A 19,572-nucleotide genomic window follows, 5' to 3' on the forward strand; every position below is an offset into this window, starting at 1 on the left:
ACATATTGTCATTCAGTTTTCAATGTTCATTTTTTTAAAAATCAACTTCTATATTATATAACTTTCATTTAACAAAGTCAATAACTTTTATTGATTACTTTTAATATTTTAAGTCATCTTAATTTGTTTTGCAATGGTAACTTTTACACCATCGAAACAAACTTTATAAAGAATTAACATCTGTTTTTGACGACTTTTATATAATATCAAGATAAAAGTATTACGTCAACACTTTTTTGAACTAAATTTTAAATAAAATATGGTTCGGTTGGATGTGTTACCCACAAGAATGTATTCTATCAGATTCAAGATATTTTGCAATAGAAAAAAGCATGAAATTTAAAATTTCATGCGTCAATTTTACACTAAATCTATCTTTATTTTTTAATTGTAGATGCTATCACTTTTTGGGCGATAGATGTGTAGATTTTTCCTAAACGATCATCTGCTTGATAAATAGAGGGTGAGAAATCTTTAGGATTCCAAGTAGGTTGTTCTAATGGTAGTTCTCCTAATAACTGAGTATTTAATTCATCTGCTAGTTTACGTCCTCCGCCTTTACCAAAGACATATTCTTTATTACCTGTTTCTTTACTTTCAAAATAACTCATATTTTCGATAACACCGAGAATAGAGTGCTCGGTATGTTTTGCCATTGCCCCTGCTCTAGCCGCAACAAATGCTGCAGTAGGATGCGGTGTCGTTACAATTATCTCTTTACTACTTGGTAGCATTGAATGTACATCTAAAGCTACATCCCCTGTTCCTGGAGGTAAGTCTAATAGTAAGTAATCAAGTTCTCCCCATTTCACTTCTACAAAGAAATTGGTTAACATTTTCCCTAACATAGGTCCACGCCATATTACTGGTGCATTCTCTTCTACAAAAAAGGCCATTGATATAACTTTCACTCCATGACGTTCTACTGGAATAATCTCTTTTCCTTGAACTCCTGGTTTCTCATCAATACCCATCATATCTGGAACACTAAAACCATAAATATCCGCATCAACTAAACCAACACGTTTACCTTCGCGGGCTAAGGCTACTGCTAAATTTACTGCTACTGTAGATTTACCTACACCGCCTTTTCCTGAAGCGATCGCTATAAATTCTAAAGGATTGTCTTTAGATAAAAGCCCTTCAATGGTCTTAGGTTGTTCTTCTTTCTTACCAGTATATTGCTCAACCGTTTCGGCAGGTAATTCTTCAAATCTTATGCCAACAGTATTAGCACCATTATCTTTAAGCGCTTTAACTATTGCCATTTGTAAATCTAATTGCGGTTGTCCGCCTAATTGTGCCATTGCCACTTTGACACTAACATGCTCTATTTCTTCTTTAATAGTTACTTCTACAATACCGTCTGTTTCTTTAAGTGGTACATCTATAATTGGATCTTTTAATGCTCCAACTATTTCTTTCACTTGATCTACCGTTAACAATGAAAATCCCCCTTATTATTCTTTATACCTCTATAATATCAAATATTAATATGTATTGACTTTCTAAATTAGTATATATTTTTTAAATGTATAAAAAAAGAAGTTAGCTCACTATTTGTTGGCTAACTTCTATCAATATGAGAATTACATATCCCGTGTATTTTTTGAATTTTTATTATAGTGTCTTTCCTCTTTGATGAATAAAGAGAAAATAAAACCAATAATTACAAGACCAGTTACTATTGCAAACGATAAATCTACACCAGCTGCAACACTCTGTCTTTGTAATATTTCATGGTTCGAACTTGCTGAAGAACCAGTGCTTAGTATTTTTGCACCAATACTCATGAAAGTGACCATTAAAGCTGTTCCTAGAGAGCCGGCCATAACACGACCGAAGTTCATGATGGCAGTACCATGTGATATATCTTCATTTCTAAGTGCATTGATGCCTGCAGTATTGATAGGCATCATTAATAATGAAACTGCAAACATTCTTATTGCATAAACAACAACTAACATAGTGTATGATGAATCATATTTCAAGAAACTTAAAGATGCCGTTGTTGCGATAAGAATAATGAAACCAATTAAAATTAAAAGTCTAGGCCCATACTTATCATATATTTTACCTGTATAAACAGACATTATACCGTTTAAAATTGCTCCGGGCATAATGACCAATCCAGACATAAATGCGCTCAACCCAAGTCCATTTTGAACAAATAAAGGAATTAAGAGGGCTGGACCTACCATTGACATCATTACAATCATTGAGGTTATAGTACTGAAAGTGAATATTTTGCTTTTAAAAACTCTGAGGTTTAACAAGGGATTAGTGATACTTAACTGTCTTCTAATAAATGTGATAACTATTAGAAGACCAATAAAGGCAGAGATTATAACAATTGGATTAGTGAACCCCAAATTACCTGCGCTACTGAACGCATAAAGCATTAATCCGAATCCTAATGTTGAATAAACAACCGATCTTTTATCTAACGCTGTCTTTTTAGTTTCGTTATAACTAGATAGCGTGATAGCACCAAATATATATCCTACGAGCGTAATGCCTACAACTATAATGAAAGGCACTCTCCAACTTGTATTATCAATAATTAACCCAGAAAACGTAGGACCTATTGCTGGAGCAAATTGTATGACCAAACCAGCCAATCCCATTGCAAATCCACGTTTCTCTTTTGAAAATAATGTAAACAATGTGAACTGCATGAGTGGCATAATAATTCCGGCACCGATTGCTTGTATCACTCTGGCAAACATTAGGACACCAAAACTAGGTGCAATGGCAGCTACAATTGAACCAACTAAGAAAATTCCCATTGAAACTAAATATAATGGTTTTGTTTTTATTCGATCCATCAGATAGGCAGTTAAAGGAATCATAGTTCCATTAACAAGCATAAAGCCCGTTACTAACCATTGAGCAGTATTTTCAGATGTATTTAATTCGCTCATAATGTGTGGCAAAGCCGTATTTAGTAAAGTTTGATTTAAAATAGCGATAAATGCACTTAATAGCATTACCGCTACGATGAGGTTCCGTTTTTTTGTGGATACTTCTATATTCGCCATATAAAAACTCCTTTTATTTCATACATATTTTTATATTCAACAAAACTTTAGTATGCCAAGCAAACTAAATGCTTGCTATTTCTTATTATTAAGGTTCTCACTATCTGGATAAAATATAATTTTAAATATATATAACAATCCTATGATGACTGAAATAACCCAAAAATCGATCTCGATATAAACGTAATGTATGTGAATAATAAAATAGAAGAGTATCGTAGTAACAACGTATGAAATCAAGTGGTACAAACTGCCATTAAAATATGGATTATTGGGCAATTGTTTTCTAAAATAATCCATTAAATGTTCAATGGCAAATAAAATGAAGTAACCAAAAACAATATAGCTACCATAATAAACTAAATTATCTACTAAATTTTTATTGTAGGTAAAATAACCTAGCTTACAAAAAATTAGAATTCGACTTAATCCAAATAAACCGAATCCTAAAAACATTAAAAAAATAGCACCTGAAATGATAAAGATAGTGAGGACAAGTAAAGTTGATAAAATATTTTTATAATTATTTTTAAAAAACTTCATCCTTCTGTCCTCCTTTTTATACACGGTCATTTTATCATTAATAAATCACGATATAAAATTTAAAGTACGTTAGTCTAAAACTTTATTATTCTTAAATTATATTTCATTTGAATGATTAAACACTCTATACATCGGATCTATTAAGCGTTGACCACATAATAATGAGAAGAATAGCGACTAATGATACTGCAAATAATATATTGTAAAAATGCCCATCCATGATTCCAACTGACATAGCATAGAAATATCCCATTACAGTTGAACCTATTGACGAACCTAAATTTTTAGTTAATGCATAGAAAGACATCATTTTCTTCATATGTCTAGGATCTGTTTCTTCTTGAACGATGACACTGTCCTTTGTATAAACAAATCCAAAACTTAACCCAGCAAGAATTACTGTTGCTGCTATTAATAACGGTAATTTGAGACCAAACATGAGTATGATACTGCTAATCAATAATAATGTAAAAGCACTAATATATAATGCTTTTCGAGTTAAGTTCTCTTCTACCTTTGCTAAGTTAAAATTTAAAATTAACCAAGCTACTGACAGCGGGAATATTACCAAACCACTTTGAAGTGGTGAAAGATGTAAGTGATCTTGTAAGTAGATTGGAATGTATAAATTGTATCCCATTAAAGACATAGCTATTAATAAATCTGTTACAAACACTAGTGAAACTGAACGATTAAACTCTGAAATTGGGATAAATGGATTTTTTATTTTGCTCTCAAATTTAAATAAAATAAAGATAAAAATGAATGCTAACGTCAATGAAATAATATTTAATACTACTGATGACTTATTCAATAAACCAAACATAAATAATCCTATAAATATGTAAAAGAAAGAAAGTCCCTTAACATCGAAGCTTGAGGATTTAACTTCTGATTCTTCTGGAAAATGAAAAGTAATAAATGCAAGTATAATTGCAATAACCGCTATTGGAATGTTTATAAAAAATAACCAATGCCATGTTGCAAACTCTAAAATTGCCCCACCTAATAACGGTCCAATAATACTTGAAATTCCCCAGACACTTCCTACTATTCCCATAATTTTGTATCTAAATGGTATTTCAAATGCTAATTTTGGAACAATTTGAGTCAGTGACATCATAACTCCTGCTCCCAATCCTTGAACGATTCTAGAGATAATAAGCATTATAAATGTGCCACTCATTCCTGACATTAAACTACCAATACCAAATAAAAACACGCCTACCATTGCAATATATAATATTTTAAATCTTGTTAATAATTCACCAACAATAGGATTCGCAACTACAAGCGCTATGAAATAAACAGTAAATACTAATGATATAGATGCACCAGCGTTTAAATCAGTTCTTATAGTGGGCATCGCTAATGAGATAATTGAGCTTTCTATTGCAGCCATAAACATAGTTAAAACTAAAGTTACGACGATACCTATTGATTTAAAGTTCATGAACATTATTCCTCCTAAATAAATTTCAGATTCTTTAATAGAATAATCAACATTTTATTTTATATGCAATAGAATGATTACTTTAAATAAAAAATAAGACTGATGACCGATAAAATCATCAACCTTATTTTGAATTCTCTATATAAAATAAAGTATTGCTATTAAATGAAACATTGAAGCGATTACGATAAAAATATGCCAAATCATATGAAAATATGGACGGTTTTTTTGTGCATAAAACCAAGCACCAATAGTGTAAGATAAGCCTCCTAGTACAATGAATAAGATAAATAACCAAGATGTGCGCATAATGATAATAGGTAGAAAAATAATACCAACCCATCCCATTACTAAATAGACAATCAAACTTAATTTAGGATTCACATTAACAGAAATGGACTTATACAAAATCCCCCAAATTGTAGTACCCCAAAGTAATATGAATACAAACCAACCAATCCATCCTCCTACGACAGTTAATAAAACTGGCGTATAAGTTCCTGAAATAGCAACATAAATCATACTATGATCAATAATTCTTAAAATATATTTGTGAGCAGTATTATTTTTCATTGCATGATATATAGTTGAAGAGATAAACATCATAAAAATACTAATTACAAATATAGAAATACTAACTGAGCTTAACGTTCCATGTGCTATATAACTATGAACTGCAGCATATGGTAGTAAAAAAAGTGTAAGTAACGCAGCTACACCATGTGAAACTGAGTTACCAATTTCTTCACCGAAAGATAGAGGAATGATGTCTTTAAATGATTCGACAACAGTACCTTTTGCATTCTTAGTTGAGTTAGACATCTGGCCCCACCACCTTTTAAATTAAATTCAAACGTTCTAAATCTGATGTAGCAGTTTCAACACTATCTTTACCTTCTTTATTTTTAAGTGGAGAAAATTCATCTTCTCTATTAACTTGCAACGTTACAAAACTTGTTGCATATCTAAAAATATCAAAGTAAAACAATTCAAATTTTAATGTTGGTTTTTCAACAACTCCAAAATCTTCATCTAATTGCTTTAATTTTTTCACTGCTAAGTGATATGGTAAATCATTATTTACTGCTTGTTTAATAAATGCAACTTTAAAGGCATGAATTCCAATATTTGCATTATCAAACGTATTAGCGACCGCTTCATCCAATTCAGAATACTCAAGAACCGTGTCCTTACTATTTTGATTTACTAATCGTCCGACACTTTCACCATCTTTAGGTTGAATTGATTTAGAAGTTACATCACAATCATTTACCACTGTAAACCCAACAAATAATGGATCTAATACTTTAACTAATACGTTATCAATGTTATTTAAGAAAATAAATTTCACACCATCAGATGCCATTTTATCTAAGTAACCATTTTTTTCTAATGATTTAAATACACCACCATTTCCGTTTGGCGTCTCCATTATATATCCCTGTTCATTAAGTACCAATTGCCCAGTTTCACTTAATGCGACCATGTTTTCTTGTTTAAAGAAATGTACATTATCAGGTTTATAACCAAAATAATCATGTTGTTCAAAGTACGATAACGTTTCTTCATGATTGATATCACTAGTCATGATATACCAATTGATTAAATGACCTGTTTCCTTTTTAAGTTTAAGTAATTGTCGTGCTTGTAATTCAAACAAACTAACTCCTTTTATTTCAAATGAACCTTTTGGCCCTTTATAACCTAAACGCGTCCCTTGACCACCAGCCATTAATAAAACTGCAAATTCACCGTTTCGTATTGCTTCTATGCCTTTTTGTTCATATTTAGCACTTTCTTGATTAGTCAATTCAGTCTTGCGTAGATATTTTACTTCTGAAACAGATGACACATCAAAAATTGATTGACGGTTAACATATAAATCTTGAAATAATTGTTGAATACTTTCTAAATTTAATTCATTCACTCTCGATTCTAATTTTTCTTTTTCATTACTGCTCATTAACTTTTCATATTCACTCAAATGTTCTTGATTATATTTCTTTAATTGATTTTGATCTAACATTTTAACTCTCCTTGTAATTAATTCAATATGTATTCATACTCTCATTATTTGATAGTTACCCTAAAATGGACTGACTTATATATTTTAATAAATGACTAATAGAGGTTTGAAATAATATGTATAATGCACCAATACTTAATGCAGTAGCCAGTGATACATCGACTAAGCCACCAGTTTTAAAGGCAAACGGGAACTTAATAGTAAGAGGAATAGGATAAAGTAACTTTACTCCCCTTGGCGTTAACATATCTAGTATAACATGAGAGGCCATACCACCGATAATAGAAACCAAATAGTAAGTAGGAGTTTGAATCAAATTAAGGAGAAATATAATGATACCTATAAATAACAAAGAGTGAGTGAATGTCCTATGACCGAATAACAGCCTAATAATTAAACTAAGCAATTTTAATTTTCTACCAATTTTACTACCAGTGTGACAAATGTCTGGTAATAAACTTGAAACTATAGATAAACATATTACTGTAACAGTTGAGAACAAATCTGTTTGAAAGTGTTCGGTTGTTAATGCACCTACTAGTAACCCAGCAGATACGTGAGTTTTGCCTGTCATAAACCTTCTCCTTTATAGAGAACATTTTAACATAAATCACTCTAAAATACGAACATATTTTCGGTGTTAGATAAATAGTGTATCACAAAATTTAAAAAGTATATCATTAATACTTGAAAACGATTACACAATGATATATGATATAGACATAAATAACATAAAGGATGTGTTCTTTAATGGCAATGACTGTTAAGAAAGATAATAATGAAGTTAGAATTCAATGGAGAGTAGCTGATATCAAAATCCCTACTAGTGAAATTAAAAATATTTCACAAGACCAAGAAATTCATGCCGTTCCAGATTTAGATTCTAAAAATATTTCACGTATCGGTTCTACCTTTGGTAAAACTAATAGAGTGCTTATTGATACAGATGATCATGAATACATTATTTATACGCACAACGACCAAAAGGTTTATAACGAATTAACTAAATAATAACAATATACATTTTTCATTCGCAAAGTTATAAAAAACTGTCAACTTCCGCTATGTAGTTGACAGTTTTTTAATCTAAAATAATAAATACTGTATTACTTTGTATTTTTCTCAATATTAATTAAACTACACTTAGATAGGGAGGTTAAAATTATGTTTGTTGTTACAAATAGAATTACCGTAAAAAAAGGATTTGCAGAAAAAATGGCGCCAAGATTCACTAAAGGTGGAAAAATTGAAACATTGCATGGTTTTCATAAAATTGAAGTTTGGAAAGTAGTACGAGATCATGAAAGTGAAGACATGTATGTAAATACATGGTGGGAGACTGAAAAAGACTTTGAAGCTTGGACTAAAAGCGATGCATTTAAAGAAGCACATCAAAACAGAGACAAAACATCGTCTGAATCTTCACCGGTGATTAGCAGTGAAATTGTTAAAGCTACGGTGTTATCTACATTAAATTAAAAAAAGGCAATGAAGTATAGATAGGAATTGTTTATTTCAACATTTCTAACCTCTAACTTCATTGCCTTTACTATTTTATAATAATAAATGAGCCATTAACGCTATAATTGGTAAAGTAATTGCAGTTCTAATTAGGAAAATCATAAATAATTTACCTAAACTTACTGGTATTTTAGAACCTAATATTACACCACCAACTTCTGATAAATATATTAATTGAGAAATACTTAAGGCACCAATTACAAATCTTGTAATCTCACTGTGCGCATCAGCAATTAATATAGAAGGTAAGAACATATCTGCAAAACCAATCAATAATGTTTCAGAGGCTTTAGCCGCTTCTGGTATTTGCAATAATTCAAGAATTGGAATAAAAGGTTGACCAATAATTGAAAATACTGGCGTATAATTAGCTATCATAGTCGCAAGCGTTCCGATGCTCATAACGACTGGAAGGATAACAAACCACATATCTATTACAGTTTTTAAACCGGATTTCCAAAACTCTTTAAACCCTGGTGCTTTCAATCCAACAATAGTTGCCTCTTCAAAACCATATCCCAGTGCCGTTTTACCTTCAGGTAGTTTTTCTAATCTAGTATTCTCAGAAACTTCTTTAGTAAATTCATCAGGTATTTTGTTTAATGGCCAAATACGTGGCATGATCATTGCAGCAACAAAACATGAAATAATTACAGTTAAATAAAACGCAAAAAATTTATGTTGTAATTCCACAGTTTCTGCAATAACGATAGCAAAAGTAATTGAAACGACACTAAACGTAGTAGAAATCACTATGGATTCCCTTCTAGAGTATATACCTCTTTCATACTGACGACTTGTTATTAGGACACCTACAGTTCCATCACCAATAAACGAAGCTAAATTATCTACTGTAGATCGCCCTGGCAATGTGAATAATGGTCTCATAATTGGTCTAAATAAGGGGCCTAAAAATTCTAATAAACCATATTCCATTAAAAAAGGTAAGAATAGTGCAGCAAATAAAAATACTGCAACCAATGTAGGTAAAAGATCATAAAACACTAAACCACCAGTATCCTCTGAATAAATAACCTTTGAACCAAGTTTAAAATAGGTCATCCATACAAAGACGACGGCTAATAATCTTAATGTCATCCAGACTGGACCAACTTTAAATGCACTATCTAATAATCCGCCTGGTTTAACTTTATTTTTAAAAATTGTCGAATAAAGTACTGTTAATATTGCAGACAATGTAATAATTAAAATTATGATAATTGGCATTGCATCACCAAGTAGACCTTTTAGCCAATTTGCTAAAAAGGCTACAGGTAATGTAGTTTGTTTCTCACCATCTTGTGTAAATGGGACTGGAATTAAGAAAAGTATAATTCCAATAATAGACATAGTTATGAATTTCGCTCTACCTTTGGCAATCTGTTGCTTTGAGTAACCTTCCACCACTAATAACCTCTTTCTTTCTCATTATTGATGCTTTTATATTCATTGATTATGTAAATATATTAAGTAAAACAGCGAACTTTTATATAAATATAAGAATATATGTATTTTTATAAATATCATGTTAAATACTATATATCATTTTTAATTGATATGCAATATAAAAAGAGCTAATTTTCATCATAAATATGAGAATAATTAGCTCTTAAATTTCATTAAATTCGTCTTAATAAAAATAAGAAATATGGCACCCCAATGATAGCAATTATTACACCCACAGGTATATCTAATGGTGGATGAATTCCTCTCGCTAACCCATCACTGAACAAGATTAAAATTGAACCTATACAACCAGACATAATTACAACATGGAAGTAACGCTGACCTACAATAGATCTAGCGATATGTGGTGCAATTAGGCCTAGAAAACTTATACCGCCTACTACTGAAATTGAGGCGCCAGCCAGCATAACCGACAAAATAAGTAAGATCATTTTGAGTCTTTGTACTCTTGCACCAAGCGCCGTAGCAATATTTTCTCCTAAATTTAAAATATCTAATTGATAACTTAAACATAATACGAGTGGTAAAGTTATAACAAACCAGGGTATGATTGAATAAAAATTTTCAATAGTATGACCATATAAACTCCCTGTCAACCAAACTAACGCATTATTTGCATCCATAGGGTTTCTAATAAGTAAAAATTGAACTACAGCGGTACATATAGCACCGATAGCTAACCCAATTAAAGCTAAAGTTGAGCCTTTAATATTATATTTAGCAATTAAAAATGACAAAATCAAACTAATAAATAATGCACCTATGAACGAACCAATAGGTAGTACTAATAGCGGTGCTGAAGGAAATAGCATAATTACTATAATAGCTGCCAAACTTGCGCCTTTAGTTATACCTATAACATCAGGAGATGCTAGTGGGTTTCTAACTACCCCTTGAATCACCGCTCCAGAAATGGCCAAACTACTTCCTACAACTAAACCTAGTAACGTTCTTGGAATTCGGTACTCGTTTAATATAAAATCATCAAATTTTAGAATTCCATGAATTGCTTTCAAAGGACTGTACATTGTTGAACCAACACATAAACTTACAAATATGCTTACAATTAAGCAGATGATTACAACAGTATAACGAATAGATAATTGTCGTTTTGTCATACTCGTTTCACCCCTTTTAAAGTTATTAATAGGAAGTAAATTGCCCCAACAAATGAAGTGACAATACCAACTGGAGATTCGTAAGGAAATGTAATAAGTCTACTTAACATATCTGATAGTAATAATAAATCGGCACCTATCAAAAAAGTTAAAGGCACCATTAAGAAGTAATCTTTACTTATATAACGTTTAACTATATGAGGGACGATTAAACCAATGAATCCAATCGGTCCAGCTATTGAAACAGATGCACCTGCTAATACAATTACAAGTATACCTATTACAATTCTAATCAATTGTGTCTTTTGCCCCAATCCTTTCGCTATGTCATCCCCTAATTCCATAATGGTTAATTGACGTCCTAATAAAATAGTTAAAATAAGTGATAATATTAACCAAGGCATAACCGACAATACTGCAGTCCATTTCAATCCATTAAGAGATCCTACCAACCAAAACATAACAGTAGTATTAGAATCTTCATTTAGTATTATGATACCTTGTGTTAAACTACTGAAAAATAAATGAATTGCCATTCCAGCAAGAGCTAATTTAATTGGCGTTATTTTTTTCGTTGAACCAGATAGTATATATACAGTTAGACCGCCAATAAATGCCCCTAAGAAGGCTAAATATGTTGCATAGTTACCTAGTGAGGGTATTAATATCGTCACTAATACTATTACAAATGATGCACCGGAATTAACACCAAATATTTGTGGAGACGCTAATGGATTCCTAGTAATCGCTTGCATTAAGAGGCCAGCTAAGGCTAACGCACCGCCAATTAATAACCCACCAATCATTCTTGGCATTCTTACATTATGAATTAGAAATGTTTGTTTATTATTTATAGATGTAAAAAAGTATTCAAAAATATGTTTAGCATGAATTTCAGACGAGCCAATCGCTAAATTAAAATAAGCAAAAATAAAAAGAAAGCACCCACTCACAATAAATGTGAGTGCAGTGCGTCTCTTATTTGCTTTATCTAAAGCAGATTGACTATCAGTAGATCTAATAGTCATTTTTTGCCACCTTACTTTTCTTTATCTTTTTTTGAAATTTCTACAAGTTCTTTAGCCATTTCTTCAGAAGATACTAACCCTCGAGCTCTTGCCCAAGTATCACGACTAACGATACTTACACGATTATGTTTAACCGCATCTAATGTGTCCCAAACCGGATCTTTTTTCATTTCTTGATATGATGGTTCTTTAGGACTTGCTCCATCAGTCATTATAAACATACGTTCAGGATTAACGTCTTTTAACGTTTCTGCATTAAGTTGTAAATAAGGTCCTTGTAAATATTTGCTTAACCCTTTAGTGACGTCTTTATTTAATGCTTCTTTAAAGCCAAGTTGACTTAAGAATTGACCTACATAAGATTCACTTGGATGAGCTAATAATCCAGATTTAGACGCTACAGCTGGTAATACTTTTTCATTTTTATCAAATTGAATTTCATCTTTATATTTTGCAAGTTTTTCTTTATGCTCTTCTAAACGTTTCTTACCTTCATCTTCTTTATTTAAAGCTTTGGCAATTGTTTTAAAAGCTTCTATATTATCATTATAATCTCCATCAAAACTTTTTAATTCAATTGTTGGAGCAATTTTACTTAATTCTTTATAAATACCTTTGTGTCTGTTACTATCTGCAATAATTAAATCTGGTTTTAATTTACTGATTTCTTCTAAGTTGGGTTGTTTACGAGCACCAACAGATTTATAATCTCCAATTTTTTCTTTTAATGGTTTAATAATACGATTTGGTTTGTTGTCATCAGCAACCCCAACAGGTTTAACATTTAGTGCCGCTAAAGCATCTACAAATGAAAATTCCAACGCTACGACACGTTTAGCATCTTTAGGAACTTTAGTTGTGCCTAATTCGTGTTTAATTTTAATAGAATCTTTCGATGACGATTTATTACCTGAATCACCTGAACCATTATTGCTAACATTACCACAAGCAGTAACTAAAACTAATGCAAATAATAATGCGACTATACCTGCAAACTTAAAGCCTTTCATGAATTCCACTCCTTAATATGTATAGGTTTACAATACATAGTTTATTGATAACGATTATCAATGTCAATATGATTTAGTATATTTTTTAATTTTTTTATAAAAATAGATTAGAATTTTAATTATTATGGGATTTTACCTAGAAATGATAAAATAAAAAGCCATTAATCAGAATAAATTCAAAATTAAAGGCTAATATTTATTAAAGTTTATATGATTATTAATACCTACAAAGAATTGATTAACATTTTTTATTAATCAATAATGGAGAATTGACCATCTTACTATTCAAAGAGTGAATATAATTATCCTTAAAATAGTGCTTTGTCATGTGGTTATGATACATTACTTGAGAAAGCGCCTCATACTCCATAGCAAATTCTATAATATCACCAACTTTATAGTAATCTTGATTGTTTAAATTAATCATTAGATGATCACTTGATGCACCAACAATGCTAACATCATTCTTAATAGGTTTAATTTTATTTACGTCTGTGTCAACATAGCCAATATCTACAATCGCTTGTAAATAGCATTGGTTATTGTCAGATAGACGTGGTTTAATCTCTAAAATTTCCGCTTCTACTGTAATTGCATTTTGAAATAGCATTGGTATAGATTGATTTGTTGTAGTATCTATCCCTCTAAATAATGCCTCACCAATTCGTAACTCATTAATCTTACCCAAATCATTGTACATTAATTGTGGTACCATACTTGAGTTTCCACCTGATACAACTTTTAATCTAAACCCTAAATTATATTCAATAGCATCAACGAATTGATTTATCTTTAATATATCTTCTTCAGTTGGAGCCGAAGACTTGAAACACATAAAGTTAAATGCAATACCTATTAATTGAATATGAGTCATTTTGATGATTTCTTCAATATAATTTAGTACATCATAAGTTATAACCCCTTCACGTCTATCCTTCCAATCTATCATTAACATAATTTGATGTTTTTGATTTAACTGTTTAGCAATGTCATTTATCTCTCTAATTGACTCAATTTCAGTTTGCATACTCATTTTCACTGATTTAATCAGTTGAGTATATTGTTTTTTAGATGTTGGTCTTAGTAAAAGATAATCGCATTGCCCCTTGAAATCTTCATTTATATTTTCAAGTCTTGATTCTGCAAAATGGGTGAACCCTGATTGAATTAATGTTTTGATAATTCGATTATCACCAGCTACACATTTAATTACTGGGGTTAAATGTATATCATTATTTTCTAATAACGTTCTTAGTGCATATGCATTATATTCAATTTTAGATAAGTTTATATTGATTTGAGCCAATTATCTCACCTCATCTCTAATTGGATTATCAAGTTCGATATTTAAATATTTTTTCACTCTATTGTTCATACGCATGCGTAATAATGCCTTAACAGTAATCTTTGAACCAAAGAGCACATCTTTTAAAGCTTGAGCATGTGGTTTATTATCACTTATTGCTAATTTAACTTCATTTTGAACTAGAGTGAACAATTCTTCTTCAGTTACAAATTCCGTTTTTGAAAAGTGATGAATTAATTCAGCTAACTGATTCTGAATAACAGCATGCTGAAATTTCGCAATAACTTCTTCAATTGAATCTGCCAATAAACTTTGATTGGACACGTTGATATTTTTCAGTTTATGAGTAAGTGTATTTAAATCAATTCGAGACCCACCTAAATCACGCACAATAAAATTCATTTGATAATTAGGTCCTAAATTAACTATAGTATTTTGCATATGCGCTTCTAAAGCTATGCCATACTCTTGAATTAAATTGATTAAAGGCGTAATAAGTTGTCGACTATAATTTTGAATAAAGGTTAATATACCTCTATTATTTAACTCACCATTAACCCATTCGATATAACTATTAACTGTAATATGTCGATCAATTGGATTAGGATTAACCAATGCACCAGTAACAATAGTCACCCCATTGTTTGCAATATAAGGTGTTTCTCTGACAATGCATGCTAACTGTCTAGCATCCTCGTCATTTGTTTTCGCACATAAACCATAAGGTTCTATTGCAACATTTAGTTGTGGATATTGATTTAATACATTTTGTAAAGCGCTACTTAATTTAGGTCCGTCTACCGTTGTAACACTTGAAACTGTTCTGACAGCGCTCGTTGCTTGTACATTGACAGGTAATTTTATATGATATGGCTTATTGATGAGTGTCATCGTCCTAAATGATAGTGTTGCTTTCGAATCGACATCAAATGGTGTTGTTAATAAAAACTTATTAGCAATCCAATTCGCAAACTTATCGTAGATAGTATGGTTGTATTGCCATGGATGTACTAATATCACAAAATAGTCTTCTAACGAAATATGAATAGACTGTGCATATTTTCTAATTCTTATTTGATATTCAGGTATTACTTTCTTCAATATGAAATCTTCATCATTATCTATACACGTAGCTTGTGCACAGTCTTTATGGATTAACATAATTTTTAACGGTATTACTTTTTCAAACTCAGGTGAATACATTTTAACTTCATCCATAGTTAATGGCAGTTTCGTTTTAGTAAGTGGATGTGTAGGATGACCTTCTAATACTAAGCTTTCTGAATATAACAAATCATTGATTTCATTCGCGTCACTCAAATGTTGTAACCATGCAAAAAAATTTAAAGTTGTTGGCATACCAGAAAATTGCATACTAGATTGCACATTATGTTGACGTTGATAAAATTGTTTATAAATTTCAACAAAACTATCTCTACTATGTATTATTTCATCTATTAATTGCTGATGTATATTAATGTCAAAATGATTGCTTAATATTTCTAATAAAGTTTCTACTGTTGATACTTCCATTATATTAGCACCACATTGATATGCAATTGGTCCTACAAATTCATACCTTGACATTACACTGTTATGATTAAAGTGAGTAGAAAGTATACATCCATGATATTGTATATCTAATTGATCATCTTTAGTTGTAATAATAGTTTGTTCTTTCCAAATGCCTTCTTTTATTAAAGCATTTAAAATACGATATTGTATATTAGTATCCGCATTTTGCCATGCGTTTAGAATCATACTTTACTCCTCCAATTTAATTGGTCTTTGAATTATATATGCAATAAAGGCAATTACAAAAGTAAATATTCCCATTGTGATAAATGTATTAATAGGTCCCATTATTTCTGATAATGTTGTTAATATTAAACTACCTAAAGGAATCATCCCTCTATCCATCATGACGATACTTAATATTTTTCCTCGATGCTCTGATGCTATATCCTCTTGAAAATATATACGATTTGATGTTCTAGCTAATTGACCAAATAAACCTACAAGTGACATGCAGATAAACATAAATATAATGTTATGCATAATGACACCTACAAGCGCTAATCCAAATAGACAAGAACTTAAATAATACATTTGCACAGTGGTGAACTTTTTCAAAATTATGGGTAGTATAAGTGTTGCAATCATACCACCTACAGCACAAAAGGTCATTGACACACCAAAGATTTCCGAGCGACCAGGAAAAAGATCATGTACTAATACTGGTACTAGTGCAGTATACGAAAAACCAGTAGCCATGATAATCAATGACGTAATAAATATTTTTGAGGCCTGCATATTATTCTTAAAGTATTCCCACACAACCGTAAATGAAAACCCTTGGTTAGCTTTATTTGTCTCACCAACTGTCTTGAAAGTTAATGGTAAACACAATAGAACAGCAATGAAGTAACACATTGATTGCACTAGAAAAGTAAACGGTGCATGGTAAATTGAGAGTATCAATCCTGCGATTGCCGGACCTATTGAGCGACATATGTTTATGATAAAAGAATGATATGAAACGGCTTGGCTTGTATTTAAATGTACAGATAAATCGGGCAATACAGCTTGTCTTATTGGTGTTTCCGTCGCATTGATCATACCTCGAAGTGTGGCATAAATAAGGATGATAATAATCGGCACTTGTTCTAATAAAAAGGTACAAACACATAGCGTGCTTGTCACTAAAAATGAAGATGATATGGTAAATTTCAATAATTTTCCTCTATCAAATTTATCAGCTATAGCGCCAGCCCAGACACTTAATAACAAAATTGGTACGAGTCGGCAAAAATTAACCAATCCCAAATAGACTGCGTTATGATAACTAGTAAGTACATACCAATTCAAGCCAATTTGTCCTATCCAATTCCCTAGAAATAATAAAAAGGAACTAGAGAAGAAAAATTTCGCCACAGTATTCCACCTACTTATTTATAATAAACTTTATAATTGATAATGAATATCATTATCGATATTATGGATTATACAAATGATTTAGATTTTTGTAAAATAAATTTGAGGTGCAATATGGATAATTTAATTTCAATAGACAATATAGATTTACATTTAACTGATGAAGAATTAGGAGCTTTATCGTTTTTAAAGCAAGAAATGCCCCATTTAGTAAACTACATTAAAAATGAATTGCTCGTTGCACGAGATAAAATTTCTCAACGCTTAATTACATCCCTTTACAGAGAAAATTTAGTCAACGCTAAATCAAATAGTACCTTTGTCTCGTCATGTGATATTAAAAACTTTCCAATAAATGGAGAACACCAAATTATGCGCGTGCATTTTCCCGAAAGCGATAAATATTTATTCGCAAAAGTTTCCGGAACTCATGCATTTGGCCGTGTAGATGTTGAAGGTCCATTTTATTATTGTGATAGTGATGGTAGACAATGTGTTCGTATACTTCACCCTAATGAAGTATTAGCTGATATCTTAAAGGAAAATCCAGAGCTTGATAATGAGGCAAGTTCTCAATTCAAAGACGATATGGAAAACAGTGTTGCAAATATGGCGTTAGCACTTGCATATCAAGCATATGAGATGCAACATACAAATGAACCTTTATTGGAAATAATTCTTAATGAACAAGATAGTTATTTGCGTTCAGAGCAGGCAGTTATAGAGGGACATCCGCTTCATCCTGGAGCTAAATTGCGTAAAGGCCTTAATGCTAACGAGAATATTAAATATAGTTCAGAATATAATAAAGAAATTCATTTAAAGTGTGTGCTTATTCATCAAAGTGTCGCTAGAACACAATCTTTATCGTTTACTTATAATGATGAATTAGAAGCGCAATTTCCAGAACTATATAGCCAAATTAAAACTGAGTGTGATAACTTGAGTAATTTGAGTGAATATCATTTAATGATTATTCATCCTTGGCAGTTAGATAATGTATTATTAAGTCAATACGAAGAGGAAATAAATAATAATTTAATGATTCCACTAAAGATAGAAATACCTTATTACGCTGGTTTATCTTTTAGAACTTTAATGCCAAAATTCCCAAGCACGTTGCCACATATTAAGTTATCTACCAATGTACATATTACTGGTGAAATTAGAACTTTATCTGAACAAACAACTCACAATGGTCCTTTAGTAACTCAAATCTTAAATGACATTTTAAAGCAAGATAAAGATTTCACTCATTATAGAGTTGGTATTTTAAATGAATTTGCTGGTATTCACTTTTATAATATAAATGACGAAGAAGCTATTCAAACAGACCGAAGTGAGCAATTAGGAACGCTCTTTAGGGACAATGTGTACAATCTAACTGAAAAAGATAGTATTCCTATGATTCCTTCAAGTTTAGTGGTTAATTATAAATATAATGAAGAACCACCAATTATTAGTTTAATTCAACGTTATAAACATCATTACGACAAATCAAATCTTGATATCGCAGCTCAAGAATGGTTGTCAGATTACATTTCTCAATTGTTAGGCATAGTGATTCCTTTATATGCTAAATATGGCATTGCACTTGAAGCCCATTTACAAAATTCAATTGCAACGTTTAACGCTGATGGACGATTAAATACTATTTATATTCGTGATTTTGAAGGCTTACGTATTGATGAACAATTTTTAAATGAATCTGGATATACGACAAATCATTTTCACGAAAAATCTAGAATCTTGACCGATTCTAAAACAACAGTATTTAATAAAGTCTTTTACTCGACAGTTCAAAATCACATAGGTGAACTTATATTAACTGTTTCAAAATTCATTGAGGATGAAGAATTTGAATCTAAACTGTGGGATAGCGTAAGCGAAATTATTCATAACATTTTAAATAGCTTAACGAATATTAATACAAGCCACATTTCAGAAATTAAACAAATTATATTTGATAGAGACATTGATTATAAATGCGTGACAACGATGCGTTTAGAAGATGAAGCACATCACTATACTTATATTAAAGTAAGTAATCCACTACATGGTTAAACGATATTAGAAATCAAAGCTTAATTCTAAAATAAAAACCCTTTAGGCTATATAAACCTAA

At 31.0% G+C, this 19,572-nt stretch carries 17 protein-coding genes; 3 read left to right on the forward strand and 14 right to left on the reverse strand.

The window, feature by feature from the left end:
- Nucleotides 1-377: 377 nt before the first annotated feature.
- The 7 genes from HMPREF3134_RS10410 to HMPREF3134_RS10440 form a co-directional block, all read right to left on the reverse strand.
- Entirely contained in the window at nucleotides 378-1,445 is a 1,068-nt protein-coding gene (locus HMPREF3134_RS10410; protein ID WP_070442686.1) for a P-loop NTPase, read from the reverse strand.
- A gap of 144 nt (nucleotides 1,446-1,589) precedes the next feature.
- Nucleotides 1,590-3,041: an MDR family MFS transporter gene (locus HMPREF3134_RS10415; RefSeq protein WP_070442690.1), complete on the reverse strand. Its 1,452-nt coding sequence runs from the start codon at nucleotides 3,039-3,041 to the stop codon at nucleotides 1,590-1,592.
- 75 nt (nucleotides 3,042-3,116) lie between these two features.
- The gene (locus tag HMPREF3134_RS10420) at nucleotides 3,117-3,584 is read right to left on the reverse strand and encodes a SepA family multidrug efflux transporter (protein ID WP_070442693.1); all 468 of its coding nucleotides are present in this window, start codon (nucleotides 3,582-3,584) and stop codon (nucleotides 3,117-3,119) included.
- Between the two features lie 124 nt (nucleotides 3,585-3,708).
- On the reverse strand, nucleotides 3,709-5,037 hold the full coding sequence (sdrM, locus tag HMPREF3134_RS10425; RefSeq protein ID WP_070442696.1) for a multidrug efflux MFS transporter SdrM: 1,329 nt from the start codon (nucleotides 5,035-5,037) through the stop codon (nucleotides 3,709-3,711).
- A gap of 138 nt (nucleotides 5,038-5,175) precedes the next feature.
- Entirely contained in the window at nucleotides 5,176-5,859 is a 684-nt protein-coding gene (locus HMPREF3134_RS10430) for a PAQR family membrane homeostasis protein TrhA (RefSeq protein WP_011275183.1), read from the reverse strand.
- 16 nt (nucleotides 5,860-5,875) lie between these two features.
- Nucleotides 5,876-7,063: a UTP--glucose-1-phosphate uridylyltransferase gene (locus HMPREF3134_RS10435; protein ID WP_070442699.1), complete on the reverse strand. Its 1,188-nt coding sequence runs from the start codon at nucleotides 7,061-7,063 to the stop codon at nucleotides 5,876-5,878.
- A gap of 55 nt (nucleotides 7,064-7,118) precedes the next feature.
- Nucleotides 7,119-7,637 (reverse strand): metal-dependent hydrolase, encoded by a 519-nt coding sequence (locus HMPREF3134_RS10440; protein ID WP_070442702.1) that lies wholly within the window; start codon nucleotides 7,635-7,637, stop codon nucleotides 7,119-7,121.
- Between the two features lie 176 nt (nucleotides 7,638-7,813).
- Between HMPREF3134_RS10440 and HMPREF3134_RS10445 the strand changes: the two genes are divergently transcribed.
- Together HMPREF3134_RS10445 and HMPREF3134_RS10450 are read left to right on the forward strand one after the other, a co-directional pair.
- Nucleotides 7,814-8,074 (forward strand): SunI/YnzG family protein, encoded by a 261-nt coding sequence (locus HMPREF3134_RS10445; protein WP_037549668.1) that lies wholly within the window; start codon nucleotides 7,814-7,816, stop codon nucleotides 8,072-8,074.
- 153 nt (nucleotides 8,075-8,227) lie between these two features.
- A complete protein-coding gene (locus HMPREF3134_RS10450) occupies nucleotides 8,228-8,542 on the forward strand; it encodes a heme oxygenase (protein ID WP_070442705.1) in 315 nt (104 codons plus the stop codon).
- 75 nt (nucleotides 8,543-8,617) lie between these two features.
- Here HMPREF3134_RS10450 and HMPREF3134_RS10455 read toward each other — a convergent pair whose 3' ends face one another.
- From HMPREF3134_RS10455 to HMPREF3134_RS10485, 7 genes are all read right to left on the reverse strand, one after another.
- Complete coding sequence (locus HMPREF3134_RS10455) at nucleotides 8,618-9,934, reverse strand: YjiH family protein (RefSeq protein ID WP_371106415.1); 1,317 nt, start codon at nucleotides 9,932-9,934, stop codon at nucleotides 8,618-8,620.
- Nucleotides 9,935-10,203: 269 nt separating this feature from the next.
- Nucleotides 10,204-11,169 (reverse strand): FecCD family ABC transporter permease, encoded by a 966-nt coding sequence (locus HMPREF3134_RS10460; protein ID WP_037549677.1) that lies wholly within the window; start codon nucleotides 11,167-11,169, stop codon nucleotides 10,204-10,206.
- A complete protein-coding gene (locus HMPREF3134_RS10465) occupies nucleotides 11,166-12,197 on the reverse strand; it encodes a FecCD family ABC transporter permease (protein ID WP_070442711.1) in 1,032 nt (343 codons plus the stop codon). Before HMPREF3134_RS10465 ends, HMPREF3134_RS10460 begins: the two co-directional genes overlap by 4 nt.
- Nucleotides 12,198-12,208: 11 nt before the next feature.
- Nucleotides 12,209-13,207, reverse strand: a complete 999-nt coding sequence (locus HMPREF3134_RS10470; protein WP_070442714.1) for an ABC transporter substrate-binding protein — start codon at nucleotides 13,205-13,207, stop codon at nucleotides 12,209-12,211.
- Nucleotides 13,208-13,445: 238 nt separating this feature from the next.
- The gene (locus HMPREF3134_RS10475) at nucleotides 13,446-14,513 is read right to left on the reverse strand and encodes an alanine/ornithine racemase family PLP-dependent enzyme (protein WP_070442717.1); all 1,068 of its coding nucleotides are present in this window, start codon (nucleotides 14,511-14,513) and stop codon (nucleotides 13,446-13,448) included.
- Complete coding sequence (locus HMPREF3134_RS10480) at nucleotides 14,514-16,274, reverse strand: IucA/IucC family protein (protein ID WP_070442722.1); 1,761 nt, start codon at nucleotides 16,272-16,274, stop codon at nucleotides 14,514-14,516.
- Between the two features lie 3 nt (nucleotides 16,275-16,277).
- Entirely contained in the window at nucleotides 16,278-17,447 is a 1,170-nt protein-coding gene (locus HMPREF3134_RS10485) for an MFS transporter (RefSeq protein WP_070442725.1), read from the reverse strand.
- Nucleotides 17,448-17,561: 114 nt separating this feature from the next.
- On the opposite strand from HMPREF3134_RS10485, the gene HMPREF3134_RS10490 reads away from it, so the two are divergent.
- A complete protein-coding gene (locus HMPREF3134_RS10490) occupies nucleotides 17,562-19,511 on the forward strand; it encodes an IucA/IucC family protein (RefSeq protein ID WP_070442728.1) in 1,950 nt (649 codons plus the stop codon).
- The last annotated feature ends 61 nt before the right edge of the window (nucleotides 19,512-19,572 follow it).

The organism is Staphylococcus sp. HMSC14D10, from assembly GCF_001808125.1.
Lineage (GTDB): Bacteria > Bacillota > Bacilli > Staphylococcales > Staphylococcaceae > Staphylococcus > Staphylococcus haemolyticus.